This is a genomic window from Rhizobiaceae bacterium, assembly GCA_023953835.1.
Taxonomy (GTDB): Bacteria; Pseudomonadota; Alphaproteobacteria; order Rhizobiales; family Rhizobiaceae; genus Mesorhizobium_G.
The window spans coordinates 165,186-183,010 of the sequence record JAMLJB010000003.1; the positions used below are offsets into that span (position 1 = coordinate 165,186).

The window sequence follows — 17,825 nt, forward strand, 5'->3', positions numbered from 1 at the left end:
TGACACTGGCCGAGCAGCGGGCGAATAGGAAACGTCGTTCATGGTAGCCTCCGGCTAAAAATGCATGACACCGCCGACCCACTGGCGGCGTTCGCGCGTCGTGATGACTCCGCGGGCGGGGGTTGGTTGCTGCTCATCAGCAACGTCACGCGGTTCGCTCGCACCGCTTCCCTTAAGACCCATCTGGATGTTGAGGACTTCGGCGACGTAGCCGATCGTTTCCTTGAACGGCGGAATGCCGCCATGCTCGCGAACTTGTCCCTCGCCAGCGTTGTAAGCAGCGGCGACGAGAAGCGGATTTTGGAATTCGTCGGTTAGTTCGCGGAGGTAACGGACGCCGCCATCGATGTTGTCTCCCGGATCGCAGATATCGATCACACCGAATCGTTCGGCCGTCGCCGGCATGAGCTGCATCGGTCCGCGCGCGCCCTTGGGCGAATTGCGCAGCCGGTCGAGCCTGCTTTCGGCGGTCACGACCGCTACGGCGAACTCCGCGTCGACACCGTACCGCTGCGCCGCCTCGATGACGAGGCGGGTGATCTCAGCCGGCGTTGCCGGCGACGATCCGCATTCCGGCATCTCGGACAGAGAACCACTATCAAAATGATTGGCGTCGAGCTCAAGTCCGACGGCCTCGGGTGCTGGCACGCCGATCGCCTCGGGCGCTTGGTGCCGGGGAACGATCTGACCAGCCTCCCCCAGCACATAGTCGTCCGGCAACCGCGCCCAACGGGCTTCGGCAACGGTGTCGGCCAAAGAGGGTACGTCATCCTGTTGCCGATTTTCTAGGAGCTCTTTGGGCTGGAGAAGCGTGGACGCAGACAGTTCGGACGCCAATGCCGCCCGGCCTGCGATAACGCACATGCTCGTGAAGATTGTCACCACCAGGAGCGGCGCTATCGATGGTGATTTTGCTTGGCTTCCCATGGGTCCGCATTCAAAGCCTTGTACCGGCAGATGTGGGAATGGATAGGCGAGAGAAAAAACAATGTCAATTTGATTGTGATTTTTCTTGCAAAGAACGAGGAGGTAGGTCAATGTTGAGTACAGGTGACAACCTGGAGGCGACTGCACATGAGACGAGCGGCCGATTGCCTTGCGGCGATCAGCGTATGCCTGCCCGCTCACGCTGCCGGGCCGGTGGACCAAGCCTATGTCCGTTCGCTCGCCGCACCCGGGAAGACTGTCCTGGTCATGGAATATTACGACGGCCAGAGGAAAGTGTCGGAGCGCAAAGGCTATGCGTCGGCTTCCGGATTCAAGGCTGTGTCGCCTACTGACTTCCGCGTCGACGCCAATCTGACGGTGCACCTCTACGGGATCGAGCCGTGCAAGGGCGACATGGTCAATCGCAAGGAAGGATTTGCCGGGTCCTGTGACGATTACGCTCGCCAGGGTCTTGCAACGTTGCTCCAGTCTCCCCGTGTGATCTACTGCCGTGCGTTTGTCAGCGAGACCGGCGCGAAGGCGCAAGACGCAACCTGCTACGGTTACTACAACTACCCAGGCAGCCTCGACTCGATCGACATGTTCGAGGAGCAGCTGATCTCGCTCGGCACTCACCGCATCGCAAAGCGGCCGGACGGGACACCCACCAGAGCCGATCTGAAAGAGGCCGAGGACATCGGTCGCCGCGGCTACGGGATGTGGGCTGATCCAAGGGTTGCGGGCGAATGAAGTCCCCTGCCCTCTTCGTGTCGCTGACCGTCGGTTTGACGCCGGCAACGGCCGCACCGCCGGATGGCTACTTTGAACTGAAGCTAGGCGTGACGCTCGAAAGCGGTGACAGCTGGCAGGACGGCGGCAGACACTTCCGTCTCTTCGGCGTGCAGGCTTGCCTGCGTGGTACAGTTTACACCGATAGGTCGAGCACCCATCGTGACTGCGGGGAGGCATCCCTGGCGGTTTTTGCCGCCTACATCGCAGATACGCATCCCGTTTGTGCGCAGGTCGGGCAATCGGCTGGAACGGTCTTTGTGTCCTGCTATGCCACGATCGGCGCCGACCGGCTCGATCTCGCCAATCTGATGATCTCCTCGGGCTTTGCCTTCGCCTCCCTCGACGGACGCGGCCTGCCCCACCACACGCCCTACGCTGTGGTGGAGCAGGCCGCGCGAGAAAAGAAGGCCGGGCTGTGGCAATTCGACGATGTCCAGCATCCGGCGCTCCTGCTCGGTCAGCGTGCAGCCGATGGAGGGACCTCGCCATGACGTCGGTTGCCGTCAGGTCGAGCGTCGCGGCTTTGCTGCTGACCGCCCTGCCCTATCCGGTCCATGCGGCGGACATCTTGCGCGATCAGGGATCGTCCTCGGTCGCGGCAGGATCGGTTCCAGACTCGAGCCCGATCACAAAAATCTCCGGTCGGACGTCAGTCATCGATGGCAGAACGCTCTGGTTCCCGATGGGCCGTCACACGGTGCGGCTGGCCTCGATCGACGCCTGTGAACTGCCGCAATGGTCCTACGATCCTCGCCGCCACGGCGAGAGCGCAATCCCGAAGCCGGTGCCGTGCGGGCCACTGGCAAAAGCGTGGTTGAAGCGCACCGTCGGCAGCGGACACGTGACCTGTATCCTCCGGTCTCATGATGTCGACGGCGCCCTCCTCGGCCATTGCGCGGTGCGCGGTCGCGATCTGGCCCTCGAGATGCTGCGGGTCGGCTGGGCCCGCGTGAATTCGCCGGCGCCGGCCGAGTATCTGACCTGGCAGAACTTCGCCATGTCGGGCCGGCACGGCATGTGGGCAACCTATGTGCTCGATATGCCTGAGTGGCGAAGCAAGGCCGTGGACCGGACGCTCGCCAGACGACCGATCGCTGATTTCAACCTACTCCCCGAACGCGAGAGCGAGATCTCACCGCCGTTCGAGGACGCGCGCAGGCGCCCGAAGCGAACAGACAGATAAGGCTGACCGAAGGAGACGTCGTATGAATCGAGTCGGGCTGATCGCGACTGCGGCAATCGTCTGCGCGGCGACGTGGATGGCGTTCACGTACGATGTTGAGGCGAGTGAGTGGGGATGCGAGGTGCTTTTGTGCGCGTCCTCGAACCCGTCCTGGCGAGGCGTGCCGGCGTGTCACCCTCCGATGTATCGGCTGATCTCTGCGATGAAAGGCGGGGTTTTTCGTGGCCGACCTGCCCCGAGGCTGGGACCGGCAAACCACGAAGCTTATGACGAATGTCCCGCAGGTTGGAGCGTTGAATCCAGCAATCAGGATCATGGCGGGGGTCAAGGCGACTTGTGTATGCAGGTTCGAAATAGTTGTCCGTCGGGCTATGGCGGTCGCGATGGTTGCGAGCAAACCGCAACGATGCCTCGACCCCTACGGGAAAACCCATATTATTTCGACATTCGGGACGACGCCGGCAATTTCACGCGCCATTGGTTCAACCTTAGGCGCTAGCCGCCTCGGAAGCGATTTTTCGTGTCTCGCGTCATCCTCACAACTCGCGTTAGCTTACCAACTGCCGGTTGCGACTTATCGATGAACGCTGCACGTCACTTGCGGAGGAAGCCGATCAGACTGTGCTTGTGAGGACGAAGCGTTTCCATAACGGTCGCGACATCTTCCATTTGCCCTGGGGAACGATCCGCGATCATGTTGGCCATAACGTAAATGAGCTTGCAGCTAGCATCTTCCGCAGTCGAGGGAACGATGGCGACCAGTTTCGCCAAAGCCCGTCGCTCGCGCCATCGCACAAAGACCAACATGGGGCGACATAGAAGCGACCGGCCGAGCCATCCGCGTTGTTCGAGCGCTGCCCGTTGAGTGTGTGCTCGCCTATGGTTTTCGATCATCGGCGAAATCGTGCTTTCGGAGGCATCGAAACGTCCGCCCATTTTCTCGTTCCTGGAAGTTGTTGGACTGGTTCGCCCGTCCTTTGATTCGATCCTTTCCCACCGCCCATCGAGGCGCCATAAAAACGTTGATCAAGACCGATGACACGATAGGTTATGAAGAGTAGCGAAACGGAACGAAATCAGAGCATGTAAGATATTGTTTTTAAACGGAAAGTTATTTCTCCCACCGCCGCAGGATGGGAGTGACTTTAAGGAGTTGTTCAAGCGGTTGGCCGCTGCGGGAGCGGGGCGGCCGTTGGGCAGCGATGGATTTCCTGCAGGTCCATGGACGCCGGAGCTTCTTGCGGAGGCGATTTCTCAAATCGATTCCAACGGCATTGGCGTCGATCTACGAACGGTTCAGCTGTGGTTTCAGGAGAACGACAAGGGAATTAGCGCTGCCAATATCCGTTGGCTTGCCAGGGTCTGTGGCTGCGATGATCCGGGTGCTACCAGCCAATGGCAGATCGAACTGAGCGCGGCACAATCGAAGCTGACGGCCAAGAGACGAGAATCGAAGAACGCCGGCGGCGGCATTGCTGGGTCGGTTCCAGAGCTATCAAGAACCGAGAGCGTCGAAGATCACTCAGGCCACTCACCGGAGCCGGATATTGATGCAAGAGGGGCCGGGCGGCGTTTTGGTTTGGCGCAGAGATCTGAGGCGCTCTTTAGCCGCGGATCCCCATTGAACCTACCAGCGTCGGTGTTTGCGGGTTTCACCGCCCTGGGTTTCTTGTCATACATTTTAGGAATTCACAGCGTGACACATGCCCGGGCCGATGGCGTCCTCAAGCAGGTCGGATTTCTGTGGACAGCGAATTGGACGTTCGTCTTCATGGTGTTCTTGCCGCTGTTTGTTGCTGTCGTGGCCGAGTTGGTCACCTTTTGGAAAGAAGAAGGGCGTGTAGCACTCTTACCTCAGGTCGACCGATTGGAAAGCGATAACGGATGGGTGCGCAACGTCGAATCGTCGGCGTATTCGTACTGGGCGGTGTTTTTGATCTGTGTACTGTTTGCCGGTCTTCTTCAGTGGGTTGGCGTGTGCTTGGTTCCACTCCTAAAGGGCGGTGGAAATTACGCGATTGATTGGGGAAAAATAGCGATTGTGCGCCCTGAGGTTATATCGGTGCCTGTAGCGGTCGCGTTTACGGGATTCGCTTATCTATACATGTGTCTGTGTTTTTATCTGTTTTTTGCAGGCCTAATTCTACTTTATACAGTGGCATACGATCTATCGAAAATTCGAAGAGATTCGAGGGACTGGTCGGAGGCGGTTGAGCAACCCGCCGCGTTCCATAAAGTCAGTCACAGGGTGATGCATGCAATTTTTCGATGCACGATTTTGGGGATCCTGATCGCCATAGCGATGAAGGTCCAAAGTGCTTATCTGGTATCGCGCGGAGAGAACATTTTTGCTTGGCTGGTCGGCGATGTGTCTTCAGCTTTCTATGGGCACGATAAGGTCGATGCCGGCATCAGCTATCGAAGTCCGACGCATTATAGTAGCTTCCTTGTTGCCCTTTCCGCCTGCTTCGTTTTTGTAGATGCCTCCATCCGCTTAGGTGGGAGATCATCCCCGCTTTATATTCCCTTTTGGGTGATGTCGGCGGTCGTGGCTATACTCTTTGCCGGCTACGTATTGACCGACGCATTTACAGGCTTTTCAATTCTTCTGGGCGTAGCAGCGTTGCTTGGGATATTCGGCCTGTTCGACCCAAGGCTAGGCCGATCGAACGTAGCAGAAAGCGATCAGAGTGTACCATAGTTGGCTTGATCGATGGGATGAGCAGCGGGCGCGGCGCGGTGACGAAGGGAAGAAGACAACCGATTTCGTCCTTGACGCGGAGCGTGCCTTTCCGGGTGCGAAAAAGGTAGCAGGTATCCAAGAATTTTGTGTCCTCGCGGACGATGCCACGGCTGATCCAACCTTTTTCGATGATGTGGGCGTCGGCGCTGATCAGAATTTTGAAACACAAGGCGAATGGCTCAAATTTCCATCGGACATTTTCACTGATGTCGAAGAGAACAATGTTGTCTGGGCGAGAATCACAGACAGCGGGTCCCTAAATCAGGCCTTGGTGGTTTTTCACCATTGGAATGCGACGGCGCGGAATCGTATGATTGCCAACTTTTTCTCGCGGCGTGGCATTACTGTTGTCGAGATTGCAATGCCTTATCACTTCGAGCGCAGCCGTCCCCGTTCCTCGTACGCCGATTATATGCTCAGCGCCAACCTTGGTCGAACGATTCAATCCGTAAGGCAGGCGGTACTAGACGGTCGAAAGCTCATTCGCTGGTTGCGGCGCGCCGGCTATCGCGAAATTTCGGTTCTCGGGATGAGCTTGGGTTCTTGGGTCGCCGGATTAGTCGCAGCGCACGACCCGACTGTGTCGAAGGCGTCCCTCTTTCTAACGGCGGGGAGTTTGGCCGATATGGTTTGGACGGGTCGCGCCACACGCGCGATCCACGATAGCCTTGTCCCTGAGATTGATCTGGCCCATCTCAGAAGGGCCTGGGCTCCGCTTAGCTTGGACAATTACGCGCACAATTTGGCGCGGCCGGATCTCGATCTCCATGTCGTGCTGGCTAAGAGAGACAGAGTGGTCTTGCCCGAGCTATCGCAGACGTTCATGCGTGGGCTGAAGGACGTCGGCGCTCAGCCGAATATTCTGGAATTAAACTGTGGTCACTATTCGCTCGCCATGCTGCCCTTCGTTTTGGTGGCTGGTTTGAGCTTGAAGCGGTTTGTGTCGAGAGCTGACAAACCGGCCCAGCGAGCGTGACCCCACATTCATACGCCAATAACTTTACTGAAACGTGCGGCATGGAGTCGTAATAACCGGCTAAAGCTGGACAACAGCCATTAGAACGATCATGGCTGCGAGCATACCCCCTGGTGCATCAGGGCGGCCATCGCCTCGTCCGGCCTAGTCGGCTTCGGCACCAGAACGACGCGATCGCCGGACCTGACGGTGACTGCCAGAGGATCGGACGATCCTGCCTCGGCGATGAACCGCTCGATGATCGCCGACTTCAGAGTGGGGTCTGCGCATTTCTTGATCAGGGCTGCGTCGATCATCCCAAAGCTCCGACTCAGCTGTTGAAGGCCGTGACCAGCAGAATGCCAAACAGGCTCGCCCAGACCTCGGCGCTCGCTTCCTGGGCGCCGCGCGCGAGCCCGTCACGCGAGCGTTCTACGAACGTATCGGCTTCAACGAACGGCAGATCGAGATCGTCGCCACCTCGCTGCCGAACCGAGAATACTACGTCGTTTCGCCGATCGGCCGCCGTCTGTTCGACATGGCGCTTGGGCCGTGGCACTCGCCTTCGCCGGCGCCTCCGGTCGGGACGATCTGAAACGGGCCGCAGCAATTCGCACCGAGCACGGCGGCGATTGGCCCCTCCATTGGCTCCAGCAGAGAGGTATCAGCGATGCGCAAGCGCTCCTTCGTGGAGGCTAGTGCCGCGGCGATTGTCATTGCCAGTTTGATCGGTGACAGCCCAGTTCAAGCTGGCGGTGTCACTGGACAGACGACCGAATGGACCCAGTTGCTCAACAACGGTGAGCTGGTGGCCCTGGTCGGCAAGTCGACCGAGCAGATCAACAATCAGATGACGCAGATCGCTCGGCTTAGCATGGTCCGCCTCACCTTCGGTCCCCATCCTGCGGCGCGCACATGCCGGCCGCGAACACAAGCATGACCCCAGACGGCCGCAGATCGACGGCAGTGGATATCCGAGGAGCTTGACGCCGAAGCCCCGACTACAGAAACAATTCATCCCGCAGGCGGCCGTTGAAGCTCTCGATGAAGTCGTTCTGCATCGGCTTGCCCGGTGCGATGTAGTGCCATTCGACGCGGTTCTGGTCAGCCCAGGCGAGGATGGCGTTCGACGTGAACTCGCTGCCATTGTCGCTGACGATCATCTTTGGCGGGCCGCGTTGGGCAATCAGCCGATCGAGCTCACGGCCGACCCGCATGTCCGACAACGATGTGTCGACCACCAGCGCCAGGCATTCACGCGTGTAGTCGTCGACAATCGCCAGGATGAGGAAGCGTCGTCCGTCGGTGAGCTGGTCCGACACGAAGTCCAGAGACCAACGATCGTCGGGACGCAGCGGCACCAGCATCTGCGCCCTGGTCCCGATCGCCCGCTTGCGGCCACCACGCCGGCGAACGGCAAGACTCTCTTCTCGATAAAGCCGGAACAACTTCTAAGGGTTCATGATAAGGCCTTCGCGCCTCAGCATCACGAGAAGATGCCGGTATCGAACTCCAGCCGTTCCCGAGCATGCGCTCGGCCAAAACACGCTTTTGGCCTCTCGTCGAGTCTGCAGACTATAATGTCGCTGGGAGCGGCTCTATGATGGGCACCACAGCAGCCTGCCACCCAGTTCGCCCCATGTTGGCGATGAATCGAAAACAACGGGGTAGATGGGCTATCATGCGACGTGTCGCTGCCTACAGTTGCGGTGCGAAAAATTTCCAGTCCGGCATTTGACATTCGTTTGGAAACGTTTCTACAATAGCAAACGAAATGGGAGGCTCAGTTGACATACTTGCGCGCCAGCTCGTCTACACGCTGAATTCCGGCGCGATCGGAGCGGGTCTCCCACAGGCCATAGGCTCGGCGATCGGAACGCGACGTTCGACCGTGATCATCACCGGTGATGGCGGCTTCATGATGGGCGGTTCGATCGAGTTCGACACGGCGGTACGCTACAACTTGGATCTCATCGTTATTGTCTGCAACGATGGCAGCTATAGCGCCGAGCACGTTCAGTTCTGCAAGAAGGCCTGGGCCCCTCCCTACACGATTCGATTGGCCCGACTTTGCTCCGTTGGCCGTTGCGCCCGGCGGCGCGGGCGTGACGGTAAGAAGGCCCGGAGAATTGCAGGAGGCTGCGGATGCGATTGTCAAGCGCCAGCGCGACCGGCCACTTCTTATCGATCTGAAGCTTGATCCCGACACATGCCCGCTATTCTGAAGTAGATTTCGGCGGACGCACTTGGAACCATTCGGCGCAACCAATGTCACAGAATGCTGAGGAATAGGTCATGGCTGTAGCTTCCGACACAACACTTCGTTTCGCCAGGCAAATATCGCAGATCGGACAACGCGGGCTTTCACCGGCCGATAAGGAGCAGGTCCGTCGTCTTCTTCTCGACTTGTTGGGCGTCTCGCTGATGGGAGCGACCATGCCATGGAGCAAGGCGATGGCCGAATGGGCCCGGCGCTTCGACGGATCGGGAAAGGCCCCGGTCGTCGGAACCAATCTACGCGTCGCACCGACCATCGCCTGCCTCGCGAATGGCACGGCATGCCACGGCTACGAGCTTGACGACACGCATGACGAGTCCATGAGCCATCCGGGCGCGGTAGTCATTCCCGCCGCTCTCGCGCTGGCGACCGAACTCGACTCCTCCTTTGACGACGTGCTCTCGGCGATTGCAGCCGGGTACGAGGCGATGACGCGGGTTGGCATGGCGGCGAACGCTAAATTGGTTATGACCAGCGGTCATCATCCCACGCCGCTGTTCGGCGGCTTCGGCAGCGCGGCCGCCGCGGCGAGCCTCTATGGTCTCGATGAGCACGGATTGGTTCGCGCCTGGGGCCACGTGCTGTCGATGGCCGGCGGCTCGATGCAGTTCTCCGACGAGGAGGGCGGGACGGCCGTCAAGCGCGTCCACGCGGGATACGCCTCGCACAATGGCGTACTTGCCGCCGAACTCGCCGCCCGGTCGGTCGGCGCGCCAACGCAGGCGCTGGACGGAAAATACGGCTTCCTGTCTCTGTTCTCCAAGGAGCCCTCGGTCGACGCCTTGTTCTTGCAGGCAGACGAGCCGCTGCAGATCCACAATATAAGCATCAAGCCATACTCTTGCTGCCGCCTGTTTCATTCCCTGATTGATGCCCTGGGAGAGGTTAGCGACAATTACTCTCTCTCTCCCGAAAAGATCGTCGGCATCAACGTCGGCGGCCCCCACGTCATCTTCGATCAGCACATGCTCCGCCGTCCGACGTCACCGATGGCTGCGCAATACAGTCTGCCGTACATCGTAGGCGCGACGCTTGCCTATGGTCCTTACGACTATGACAGCTATCAACAGCACCGGTTGCAAGATCCCAGGATCCTGAGACTCGCCGACCAGGTCGAAGGCGAAATGGACCCCGAGCTGGAAGCGCATTGCCCCAAGAGACTGGGAGGCGCGGTGGTACTCACCCTGGCCGATGGCTCGACGAAAGCAGCCAAGGTCCTGGACAGTCGCGGGACGGCGGCCAACCCGCTGACCACGCCCCAACTGATGGAAAAGGCGTCTCGGTTGACTGACGAAATCGAGCTCGACGTCGACGTCGACGTCGCCAAGGCGACGGTGTGGACGGCGACGAGCGGACGGCGAGTCGCCGAACTGTTCGGAGGCTCCCGGCCGGAATCCAAGCCCGATGCCGCAGCCTGATTCCACCCGCACTCCAGGAGGCCGTTACCCTGCGAGGGCGGCTTCGGATGACAGGTCCCACTCGGGTGTTTCCGGAGTCGAGGTTTCGCGGCGTCTGATCGTCAGAGGCCCGCGACAAACTGAATGAGGCAAACGGTATGACGTCACACAATCCAACGACCTTCCATCAGCTCATTGCCCGTTCGCTGGCGGATAACGGCGTCGACACGATGGTCGGTCGGTCTCATGGGCAACGCGAACATGTACATGGTGGACAGCTTCACGCGGCATTGCGGCGGTAGATTCATTTCTGCCGCACACGAAGCAGGCGCCGTCCTGATGGCTCTCGGATATTCGCTTATCTCGGGAAAGGTCAGCGTGAGCTCCGTCACATACGGCCCCGGCGTTACGAATACGATCACCGCACTGGTGGAGGGGGTCAAGGGCTCGACGCCCATGGTCTTGCTGTGCGGCGACACTGACGTGTTGGACCGCCAGAACCCGCAGAATATCTCGCAGCGCGAATTCATCGCGGTAACAGGTGCGGGATTTGAACCGATCCGTTCGGCCGACACCGCGGCCGAGGATATCGCGCGGGCCTTCGTCGCGCCCTCGTCGAGCGGCGGCCTATCGCTGCGAACATCCCCTATGATCTCGATTGGGCGGATGTCTCCTACCAGCCCGTTGTGGTCCGTGTGCGCTACCGTCGCCGCCAGCGAGGATCTCGACAATGCCATTGGCATGATCTCCGCCGCCAAACGTCCGGTCATCGTGGCGGGGCGTGGCGCGGCGTCGCCCGGAGCCAAAGTGGCGCTCCTCAGGTTGGCGGAGCGTATCGGTGCTCCCGTCGCCACCACATTGAAGGGGAAGGATCTCTTTGCCGGAGAGCCTTTCAACTTGGGAATCATGGGAACCGCGAGGCTTCCGGCAAGAGTCGACGTCATCCTCGCATCCGACTGCATCATCGCTTTCGGCGCGAGCCTCAACGACCTAACCATATCGAGGGGAACATTCGCCAAGGAAAAGCGCATCATCCAGATCAATCAAGACCCGACGGCGATCAGCAAGAATGTCGTCGCAAATGCAGGCCTGGTTGGAGACTGTGCAGAGGTCACGGATCTGATCGTCCATTGGCTCGACGAAGCCGAAATTCCACTATCGGAGTTTCGCTCGCCGGAGCTTGCAGAGCGGCTGGCGGCGCAATTTGCGACAAGAAGCCCGATTGCTGACAATGGCGACGGGACGGTCGATTTCCGCGATGCGCTGCACCAGCTTGATCGCATCCTGCCTTGTAAGCCTCCGGTGAGGACCGCGGCCACTTCGGATCTTCAGCGTGCCTGACTGCGGCTTTTCTCGAAGCCGGCCTTGCCGAGAGCGCGGCGTCTGGCGAGCTTTTTCATCCGGGTCTGGATTTCGTCTTCAGCGGCATGTGCGGGATCGAACCGACGCCCGTGCCGGCGTTTGAGTTCGCGATGCTGCTCGTGCTTGGGATCGGTGATCGCGTCGAGGAACAATTCGAAGCCGGGGATGCGACCGACATCTTGGGGTGGCGCGCTGCCGGCACCGTCGATGTAGCGGGGATACTCGACAGCGGGATCGGCGTCGGCGACTGCCTCAATGGTGATCGTGTGCCGCCAGTCGTCACCGAAGTCGTAGGTATAGGCCAGTTGTGTGATGCCGCGATCAACCAGCGTTCCGAGCCGCATCGTCTTCGCCGAATAGGTTCTGTCGCGCAGGCTGTCCCATTCGGGATCGGGAATGGCGTAGCGTTTTCCGTCGGCGCGGAACTCGAACAGGCGATAGTCGTCGAACGGGATCGCCGCCATTATGACGTCGTGCAAGGCCTTGAGCGTTGTTGTCAGCGGCACCTCGGCGCGCCGCCAGATGGCGGGTTGCCAGTCGTCGAGCTGGATCCCTGATGCGGGCGACGCGATCGGCGTAGCTCATGCCGCCAGTCTTGCAGATTGCGCCTTCCAGTTCCACGGCTGAGATTGGCCAGCCTGCTTTGCGGCGTGTCTGCGATGCGGGCGAGCACGTCGGCGAGCCAGGCCTGCGGGTCGGCATCATTGAGATTTGCTGTGCCGATCAGCGTGTACATGACGGCCGCGCGATCGGCGCCGCGCTCCGACCCGGCGAAGAGCCAGGACTTTCTGCCGAGAGCCAGGCCGCGGATCGCACGTTCGGCTGCGTTGTTTGTCAGGCAGACGCGCCCGACGTGGAGGAAGCGCGCGAAGCCTTCCCAGCGTTTCAGCATGTAGTCGATCGCCTGGGCGACCGGGGCATGGCGCAAGAGCCTGACACGCTCGCCGCGCCCACTCCTCCAGTTCGGCGACGAGTGGAGCGCTTCTTTCGGTCCTTACGGCGAGGCGCTGCTCGTCAGCCAAACCGTTGATGTCCCGCTCGATGTCGAACAGCAGATCGATGCGCCTGACGGCTTCGAAGGCAATCGGCGAGATCGGCATCGTGGCCTTCCCCGACGCGCATTGGCGGCGATGTCGGCAAGCACGAAGAACTTGCGCCGCGCGTGTCTCCAGCAGAGCGCCTCGGTCACCGGCCCGGGCTTGCGGTCCGCAAGGTAGAGCCTGTTGTAGCCGGCATAGGCATCGGCCTGCAGAATGCCGGTGAACTGCTTCAGGTGCCGCTGGGGATGATCGCCCGACGGGTCGCGTGATGCGTAGAACAGGGCTGCCGATGGTGATGCCCCGCCGGAGGGCCGATCGTCGCGGACATAGACCCAGGCCCGGCCGGTATCAGTCTTGCCCTTCGCCATGATTGGCACCGTGGTGTGTCGCCGTGAAGCCGTTCTGCCGAGAGCACATGGTTCTCGATTAGCGCATGAAGCGGACGCAGCACCGCAGCGCATGCGCCGACCTGGTCGGCCAGCGTCGACAGGCTCAGATCAACGCCCTCGCGGGCATAGCGCTCGCTCTGCCGGTTCAGCGGCTGATGCTGGCCGAACTTCTCGAACAGCACCATGGCAAGCATGTTCGGGCCGGCGAAGCCGCGCGGCGTGACGTGGAACGGCGCCGGCGGCTGGCGGATCGCCTCGCACTGCCGGTACGAGAACTTCTCGCGCACCGTCTGGATGACCTTCCACTGGCGGGGGATCACCTCAAGCGTCTCGGTGACGTCCTCGCCGAGCTTCCACGGCCTGGTCGAGCCGCAGCAAGCGCAGCTCTCGGGAGCGGCGATGACAACACGTTCGCGCGGCAAATGCTCCGGGAACGGCTTACGCGATGGACGATGACGCTCGAACGACTTTACCGTCATGGCACGCGACGCGTGCTCTGCCGCCAGTTCGTCTTCCGTTGCGTTCGCTCCAGATCTTCGAGCCGAAGCTCCATCTGCTCCAGCAGCCTGGCCTTGCGCTCCGAGCGGCTGCCGTAGAGTTCGCGCCGGAGCTTCTCGATCTCCAGCTTCAACCGCGCAATCAGCGCCTCCGTCCCGGAACTGACCGCCGCCGCGCGGGCGGCAACCGCTTCGGCCTCGATGCGCGCGGCGCGCTCCGCCAGGATCATGGCGTGCGCGGCGGCGAGATCGGAAGGGAGCGATTCAGCGGCAGACATGGCGCGATGGAATCACATCCCCCTCCATGTGCAAGGCCAAAACGTCAGCCGGTCGCAGTCGGCCGCCAGGTCTTCTGCGGCATGCGCCAGTCGATGCCTTCGAGCAGATAGCCGAGTTGGGCCGGCGTGATCGTAACCACGCCATCGGCGGGCGACGGCCAGATGAAGCGGCCGCGTTCCAGCCGCTTCGATAAAGGCAGGCGCCCTGGCCATCGTGCCACAGAACCTTGATCAGATCGCCGCGGCGGCCGCGGAAGACGAACAGGTGACCGTTGTTGGGATCACGCTTCAGCGTCTCCTGCACCACCAGCGCCAGGCCCGGAAAGCCCTTCCTCATGTCGGTGTGGCCGGTCGCCAACCACACCCGCACGCCGCTCGGAACCGGGATCATCGAGACCCGAGCGCGTCCAGCACGCGCCGCAGCGCCTCGGCATCCACGTCGCGATCGACACGGACACGGCGCCCGCCGCCAAGCTCGATCTCGATGATGCCGCTCTTGCGGCGACGTCGGCCGGCAGACGCCGATGGCGCCGGCGCCTCAACGGCGGGCGGGATGGTAGCAGCAGGAACGATCTCGACCGGGACCAACTGCGATGAATCGCCATCGACCCGATCGCACAGGTCCTTGCGCCATCGAAAGAGCTCGCTGACGTGAATGCCCGCCGATCGCGCGACTTCCGACACCGACACGCCGGGCTCTAACGACGTCGCGACCAGACGCTCCTTCTCATCCCGAGACCAACGCCGGCGTCTCTCAACCGATGTGATCACCTCCACCCGCGGCATCGAGGCAATTACCAACCGCAAGGCGCCGCTTCTGATGATATCAAGCTGAATCCTGATCGCGTAGCCTAAGGCGCCGCACCAGCCTCGTACACGACATGCATGTCTCCCGAATGTGGCCCGGTTTCGGACCCAGAACATGTGAAAAGACAAACAGCCAAAGCGGCGAAGCGAATCTGGCAGATCGCGACACGCTTTGGGACGCAACCTTCTTTGCCGGGATTTCGCGCGGTCGGTGCCGCACTCGGGCGGGCTCCGGGAGAAAACTCACCACCTCCGGCAACCGATCCGCTTGACGCCCCCGCCGACGTTAAGTACAAATTGGTAACGTTTCCAAACTCAGGGCTGATTGTGGATCCAACTTCGACGCGGCCCCATATCGGAGCCGCGCACGGGCGGAGCGTGAAGTCATGACAATAGGCCGGGAGAGATATGCGATGAAGATCGCGGCAATGATGAGAATAGCCCTGGTGACGCTTGCGTCGTCTATGGTTCCTCAGACTTCGTATGCCGAGGACTATCCGGCCAGGCCGATCGAAGTGATCGTACCTTTCGCGGCAGGCTCGGGTGGGGATTTGGCAGTTCGAATCCTCGTCGACCAGCTCAAGGCCGACACTGGGGAGGACTTTCTGGTTTCCAATGCTCCTGGGGCCGGAGGGGTTGTCGGGACCGGAAAGATCGCGCGCGCCAAGCCTGACGGATACACGCTTGGCTACACGGGATCGTCGACCCACAGCGCCGCTCCCTATCTGTTCAAATCCCTAGCCTACAGCCCGTTCGACGATTTCATCCACGTCAGCCCGTTTGTACAGGTTCCCTATGTGCTCATCGCAGACCCGGCGCTTGGCTTTTCATCGCTCAACGACCTCATCGCGGAGGCAAAGAAGAATCCCGGCTCGCTGAAGCGCGGCTATGCGACGGGCAGCACCCAGATGGTGAGCGCCGCCCTGCTGAAGGGACTGGCGATCGACACCGTCGCCATCCCCTACAAAGGCAATCCGGAAATGATGACGGACCTCCTGGGCAGCAGGCTTTCCTTCGTCGTGACCGACTCCGCGAATGCGGTTCCATATGTGACGTCCGGCCGCGCGAAGGCTTTCGCGGTGCTGGGCTATCAGCGGCTGACGGTGATGCCTGAAATTGCGACTTTGGGCGAGCAGGGTCTCGCCCCGGTCGACCTTGTCGGGTGGACGGGCTTGTCGGTGCCCAAGGGCACGCAGCCGGATATCGTCAAGTGGCTACACGACACGATACGGGCCGGGCTGGCGAACCCCTCGGTTCAGCAGAAGATCAACGCAACCGGGTTGCAGATCATGGATGACCAGCCAGTCGACAGCTTCGGCGACTGGGTATCGCAGCAATACGCGATCTGGGGACAGGCAGCGACGGACGCAGGTGTAGTCCCGCAGTAGACCAAGGCCGGAAGCCGGCCGGACGCGGTTCATCGCATCGGCCGGCGCCGGCGAACGCCCGCGCGCCGCATGTCAGATCTGATCGATCCAGTCGCGGAATTCCACAGATATAGGGAGTAAAGTCATGACGCTCGCACAGGCGCAGGTCGGCAGCGCGCAACCCCGGCTGAAGGTGCATCAGGCTATTGCGCGCGCCTTGCGGGACAATGGCGTCGACACGCTGTTCGGCCTGATGGGCGACGCGAACATGTACATGGTCAATAGTTTCATCAGCGACACCCACGGGCGCTTTGTTGCCGGGGCTCATGAGTCGGGCTGCGCCGTGATGGCGCTCGGATACGCGCTCGTTTCGAACAAGGTCGGGGTCTGCTCGGTCACCAACGGCGCCGCCGTCAGCAATACTGTGACCGCCCTGACCGAGGGCGTCAAAGGCTCCATTCCGCTGCTGCTGCTCTGCGGGGACACGGACAAGATGGACCGCGAACACGTTCAAAGCCTGCCCCAGCGGCAGTTCATACTGGCGACCGGCGCCGGCTTTGAACAGGTGCGCGCTCCCTCCACCGTCGTCGAGGATGTGCTGCGCGGTCTGCGGCGGGCGGTCGTGGAGCGACGGCCGATAGCGGTCAACATACCCCATGAGTTCGACTGGATCGACATACCCTACGAACCGCGACGGATATACATGCCGGAAGGTCGTGCGACAGTGAGGTCGAGCGTCGATCTGGACAATGCAATCGGCATCATTGCTTCCTCGAAGCGGCCGGTCATATTGGCGGGCCGGGGGGCGGCGACGCCGGAAGCCAGGAAAGCCCTCCTCGCCTTGGGCGAACGAATTGGCGCGCCGCTGGCAACGACGCTCAAGGCGAAGGACCTGTTTCAGGGAGAGCCCTTCAACCTGGGAATAGTGGGCACCGTAAGCCATGCCGTATGCGTCGACGTCGTCATGGCGGCCGACTGCATCCTCGCCTTCGGCGCCGGCTTGAACAACATGACGCTGTCCAAAGGCACCTTTGCGGAAGGCAAACGCATCATTCAGGTCAATCAGGAGGCGCAGGAGATCGGAAAGAACGCCGCTCCCGACGTCGGGCTGGTGGGCGACTGCGCCGAAGTGGCCGACCTTATCCTGCACTGGCTCGACGAGGCTGAGATTCCAGCCTCCGGATTTGCCACGTCCGAGATGATGGACCGGATTGCCGCGCAAAATCGCGAAGGATCGAAGCTTGCGGACAACGGCGACGGAACGGTCGATTTCATCGACGCACTCCACCGGCTTGATCGCATCCTCCCGCAGGATCGGGTCTACGTAGCCGGTTGCGGACGTTTCATGCGCAAAGCATGGACGGAGGTGCGCGCGACGGATCCGCGCTCCTTCATCAACACCACCAATGCGGGATCGATCGGCTTGGGGATGGCGTTTGCGATCGGCGCGGCGGAGGCAGCGCGCGACCGGCCGACAGTCCTGATCGAAGGGGATGGCGGATTCATGCATGCGGGCATTACCGAGTTCAACACCGCCGTTCGGCACCGGACGGACCTGATCGTGGCGATTTGCAATGACGGCGCCTACGGAGCCGAACATGTGCGGTTCCGTCAGAGACAGATGGACGTAGCCAATATCTGCTTCAGTTGGCCGGACTTTGCGTCCCTTGCCTCGGCTCTTGGTGGCGAAGGCGTGACGGTTCGATCGGAAGCTGACTGGCCGGCGGTTGAGATCGCGATCGCCAACCGGAAGGCACCACTACTGATCGACATCAAACTGGATCCCGACAAAATCGTCTAGGCCAAGCAT

The 17,825-nt window shown here is 61.0% G+C and carries 13 protein-coding genes and 6 pseudogenes; 11 read left to right on the forward strand and 8 right to left on the reverse strand.

Going from position 1 to position 17,825, the window contains the following annotated elements:
- Positions 1-54 precede the first annotated feature (54 nt).
- Positions 55-1,038 carry a lytic transglycosylase domain-containing protein gene (locus M9924_20840; protein MCO5066825.1) on the reverse strand — a complete coding sequence of 328 codons (984 nt, stop codon included), beginning with the start codon at positions 1,036-1,038 and terminating at the stop codon, positions 55-57.
- 36 nt (positions 1,039-1,074) lie between these two features.
- On the opposite strand from M9924_20840, the gene M9924_20845 reads away from it, so the two are divergent.
- From M9924_20845 to M9924_20855, 3 genes are read left to right on the forward strand one after another with little or no spacing between them, the layout of a single operon-like run.
- Positions 1,075-1,677: a hypothetical protein gene (locus tag M9924_20845; protein MCO5066826.1), complete on the forward strand. Its 603-nt coding sequence runs from the start codon at positions 1,075-1,077 to the stop codon at positions 1,675-1,677.
- Positions 1,674-2,210 (forward strand): thermonuclease family protein, encoded by a 537-nt coding sequence (locus M9924_20850; protein MCO5066827.1) that lies wholly within the window; start codon positions 1,674-1,676, stop codon positions 2,208-2,210. The genes M9924_20845 and M9924_20850 overlap by 4 nt, the downstream gene beginning before the upstream one ends.
- Entirely contained in the window at positions 2,207-2,902 is a 696-nt protein-coding gene (locus tag M9924_20855) for a thermonuclease family protein (protein MCO5066828.1), read from the forward strand. The genes M9924_20850 and M9924_20855 overlap by 4 nt, the downstream gene beginning before the upstream one ends.
- A 594-nt stretch (positions 2,903-3,496) precedes the next feature.
- Here the strand turns inward: M9924_20855 and M9924_20860 are convergent.
- Positions 3,497-3,838: a hypothetical protein gene (locus M9924_20860; GenBank protein MCO5066829.1), complete on the reverse strand. Its 342-nt coding sequence runs from the start codon at positions 3,836-3,838 to the stop codon at positions 3,497-3,499.
- Positions 3,839-3,995: 157 nt separating this feature from the next.
- Here M9924_20860 and M9924_20865 point away from each other — a divergent pair, with 157 nt between their 5' ends.
- The gene (locus M9924_20865) at positions 3,996-5,603 is read left to right on the forward strand and encodes an ABC transporter permease (GenBank protein MCO5066830.1); all 1,608 of its coding nucleotides are present in this window, start codon (positions 3,996-3,998) and stop codon (positions 5,601-5,603) included.
- Positions 5,593-6,621 carry an alpha/beta hydrolase family protein gene (locus M9924_20870; GenBank protein ID MCO5066831.1) on the forward strand — a complete coding sequence of 343 codons (1,029 nt, stop codon included), beginning with the start codon at positions 5,593-5,595 and terminating at the stop codon, positions 6,619-6,621. Before M9924_20865 ends, M9924_20870 begins: the two co-directional genes overlap by 11 nt.
- A 125-nt stretch (positions 6,622-6,746) precedes the next feature.
- On the opposite strand, the pseudogene M9924_20875 reads toward M9924_20870, so the two are convergent.
- Positions 6,747-6,917 (reverse strand): annotated as a pseudogene (locus tag M9924_20875) (conjugal transfer protein TraH).
- Between the two features lie 83 nt (positions 6,918-7,000).
- Between M9924_20875 and M9924_20880 the strand changes: the two are divergent.
- Positions 7,001-7,299 (forward strand): annotated as a pseudogene (locus M9924_20880) (conjugal transfer protein TrbE).
- Positions 7,271-7,474, forward strand: a pseudogene (locus tag M9924_20885) (conjugal transfer protein TrbJ). The pseudogenes M9924_20880 and M9924_20885 overlap by 29 nt, the downstream one beginning before the upstream one ends.
- 139 nt (positions 7,475-7,613) lie before the next feature.
- Here the strand turns inward: M9924_20885 and M9924_20890 are convergent.
- Positions 7,614-8,105, reverse strand: a pseudogene (locus tag M9924_20890) (DDE-type integrase/transposase/recombinase).
- A gap of 790 nt (positions 8,106-8,895) precedes the next feature.
- On the opposite strand from M9924_20890, the gene M9924_20895 reads away from it, so the two are divergent.
- Together M9924_20895 and M9924_20900 are read left to right on the forward strand one after the other, a co-directional pair.
- Positions 8,896-10,296 carry an MmgE/PrpD family protein gene (locus M9924_20895; protein ID MCO5066832.1) on the forward strand — a complete coding sequence of 467 codons (1,401 nt, stop codon included), beginning with the start codon at positions 8,896-8,898 and terminating at the stop codon, positions 10,294-10,296.
- 246 nt (positions 10,297-10,542) lie between these two features.
- A complete protein-coding gene (locus M9924_20900) occupies positions 10,543-11,616 on the forward strand; it encodes a thiamine pyrophosphate-binding protein (protein ID MCO5066833.1) in 1,074 nt (357 codons plus the stop codon).
- Here the strand turns inward: M9924_20900 and M9924_20905 are convergent.
- The 4 genes and pseudogenes from M9924_20905 to M9924_20920 all read right to left on the reverse strand — a co-directional run bounded on the left by M9924_20905 (position 11,604) and on the right by M9924_20920 (position 14,627).
- Positions 11,604-12,143 (reverse strand): plasmid pRiA4b ORF-3 family protein, encoded by a 540-nt coding sequence (locus M9924_20905; GenBank protein ID MCO5066834.1) that lies wholly within the window; start codon positions 12,141-12,143, stop codon positions 11,604-11,606. The two genes, M9924_20900 and M9924_20905, sit on opposite strands and share 13 nt — an antisense overlap.
- 75 nt (positions 12,144-12,218) lie before the next feature.
- Positions 12,219-13,793 (reverse strand): annotated as a pseudogene (locus M9924_20910) (IS66 family transposase).
- A gap of 92 nt (positions 13,794-13,885) precedes the next feature.
- Positions 13,886-14,232, reverse strand: a pseudogene (tnpB, locus tag M9924_20915) (IS66 family insertion sequence element accessory protein TnpB).
- Positions 14,229-14,627 (reverse strand): transposase, encoded by a 399-nt coding sequence (locus tag M9924_20920; GenBank protein MCO5066835.1) that lies wholly within the window; start codon positions 14,625-14,627, stop codon positions 14,229-14,231. The pseudogene tnpB and the gene M9924_20920 overlap by 4 nt, the downstream one beginning before the upstream one ends.
- Positions 14,628-15,061: 434 nt before the next feature.
- Between M9924_20920 and M9924_20925 the strand changes: the two genes are divergently transcribed.
- Positions 15,062-16,036, forward strand: a complete 975-nt coding sequence (locus tag M9924_20925; protein ID MCO5066836.1) for a tripartite tricarboxylate transporter substrate binding protein — start codon at positions 15,062-15,064, stop codon at positions 16,034-16,036.
- Between the two features lie 124 nt (positions 16,037-16,160).
- Positions 16,161-17,816: a thiamine pyrophosphate-binding protein gene (locus tag M9924_20930; GenBank protein MCO5066837.1), complete on the forward strand. Its 1,656-nt coding sequence runs from the start codon at positions 16,161-16,163 to the stop codon at positions 17,814-17,816.
- The last annotated feature ends 9 nt before the right edge of the window (positions 17,817-17,825 follow it).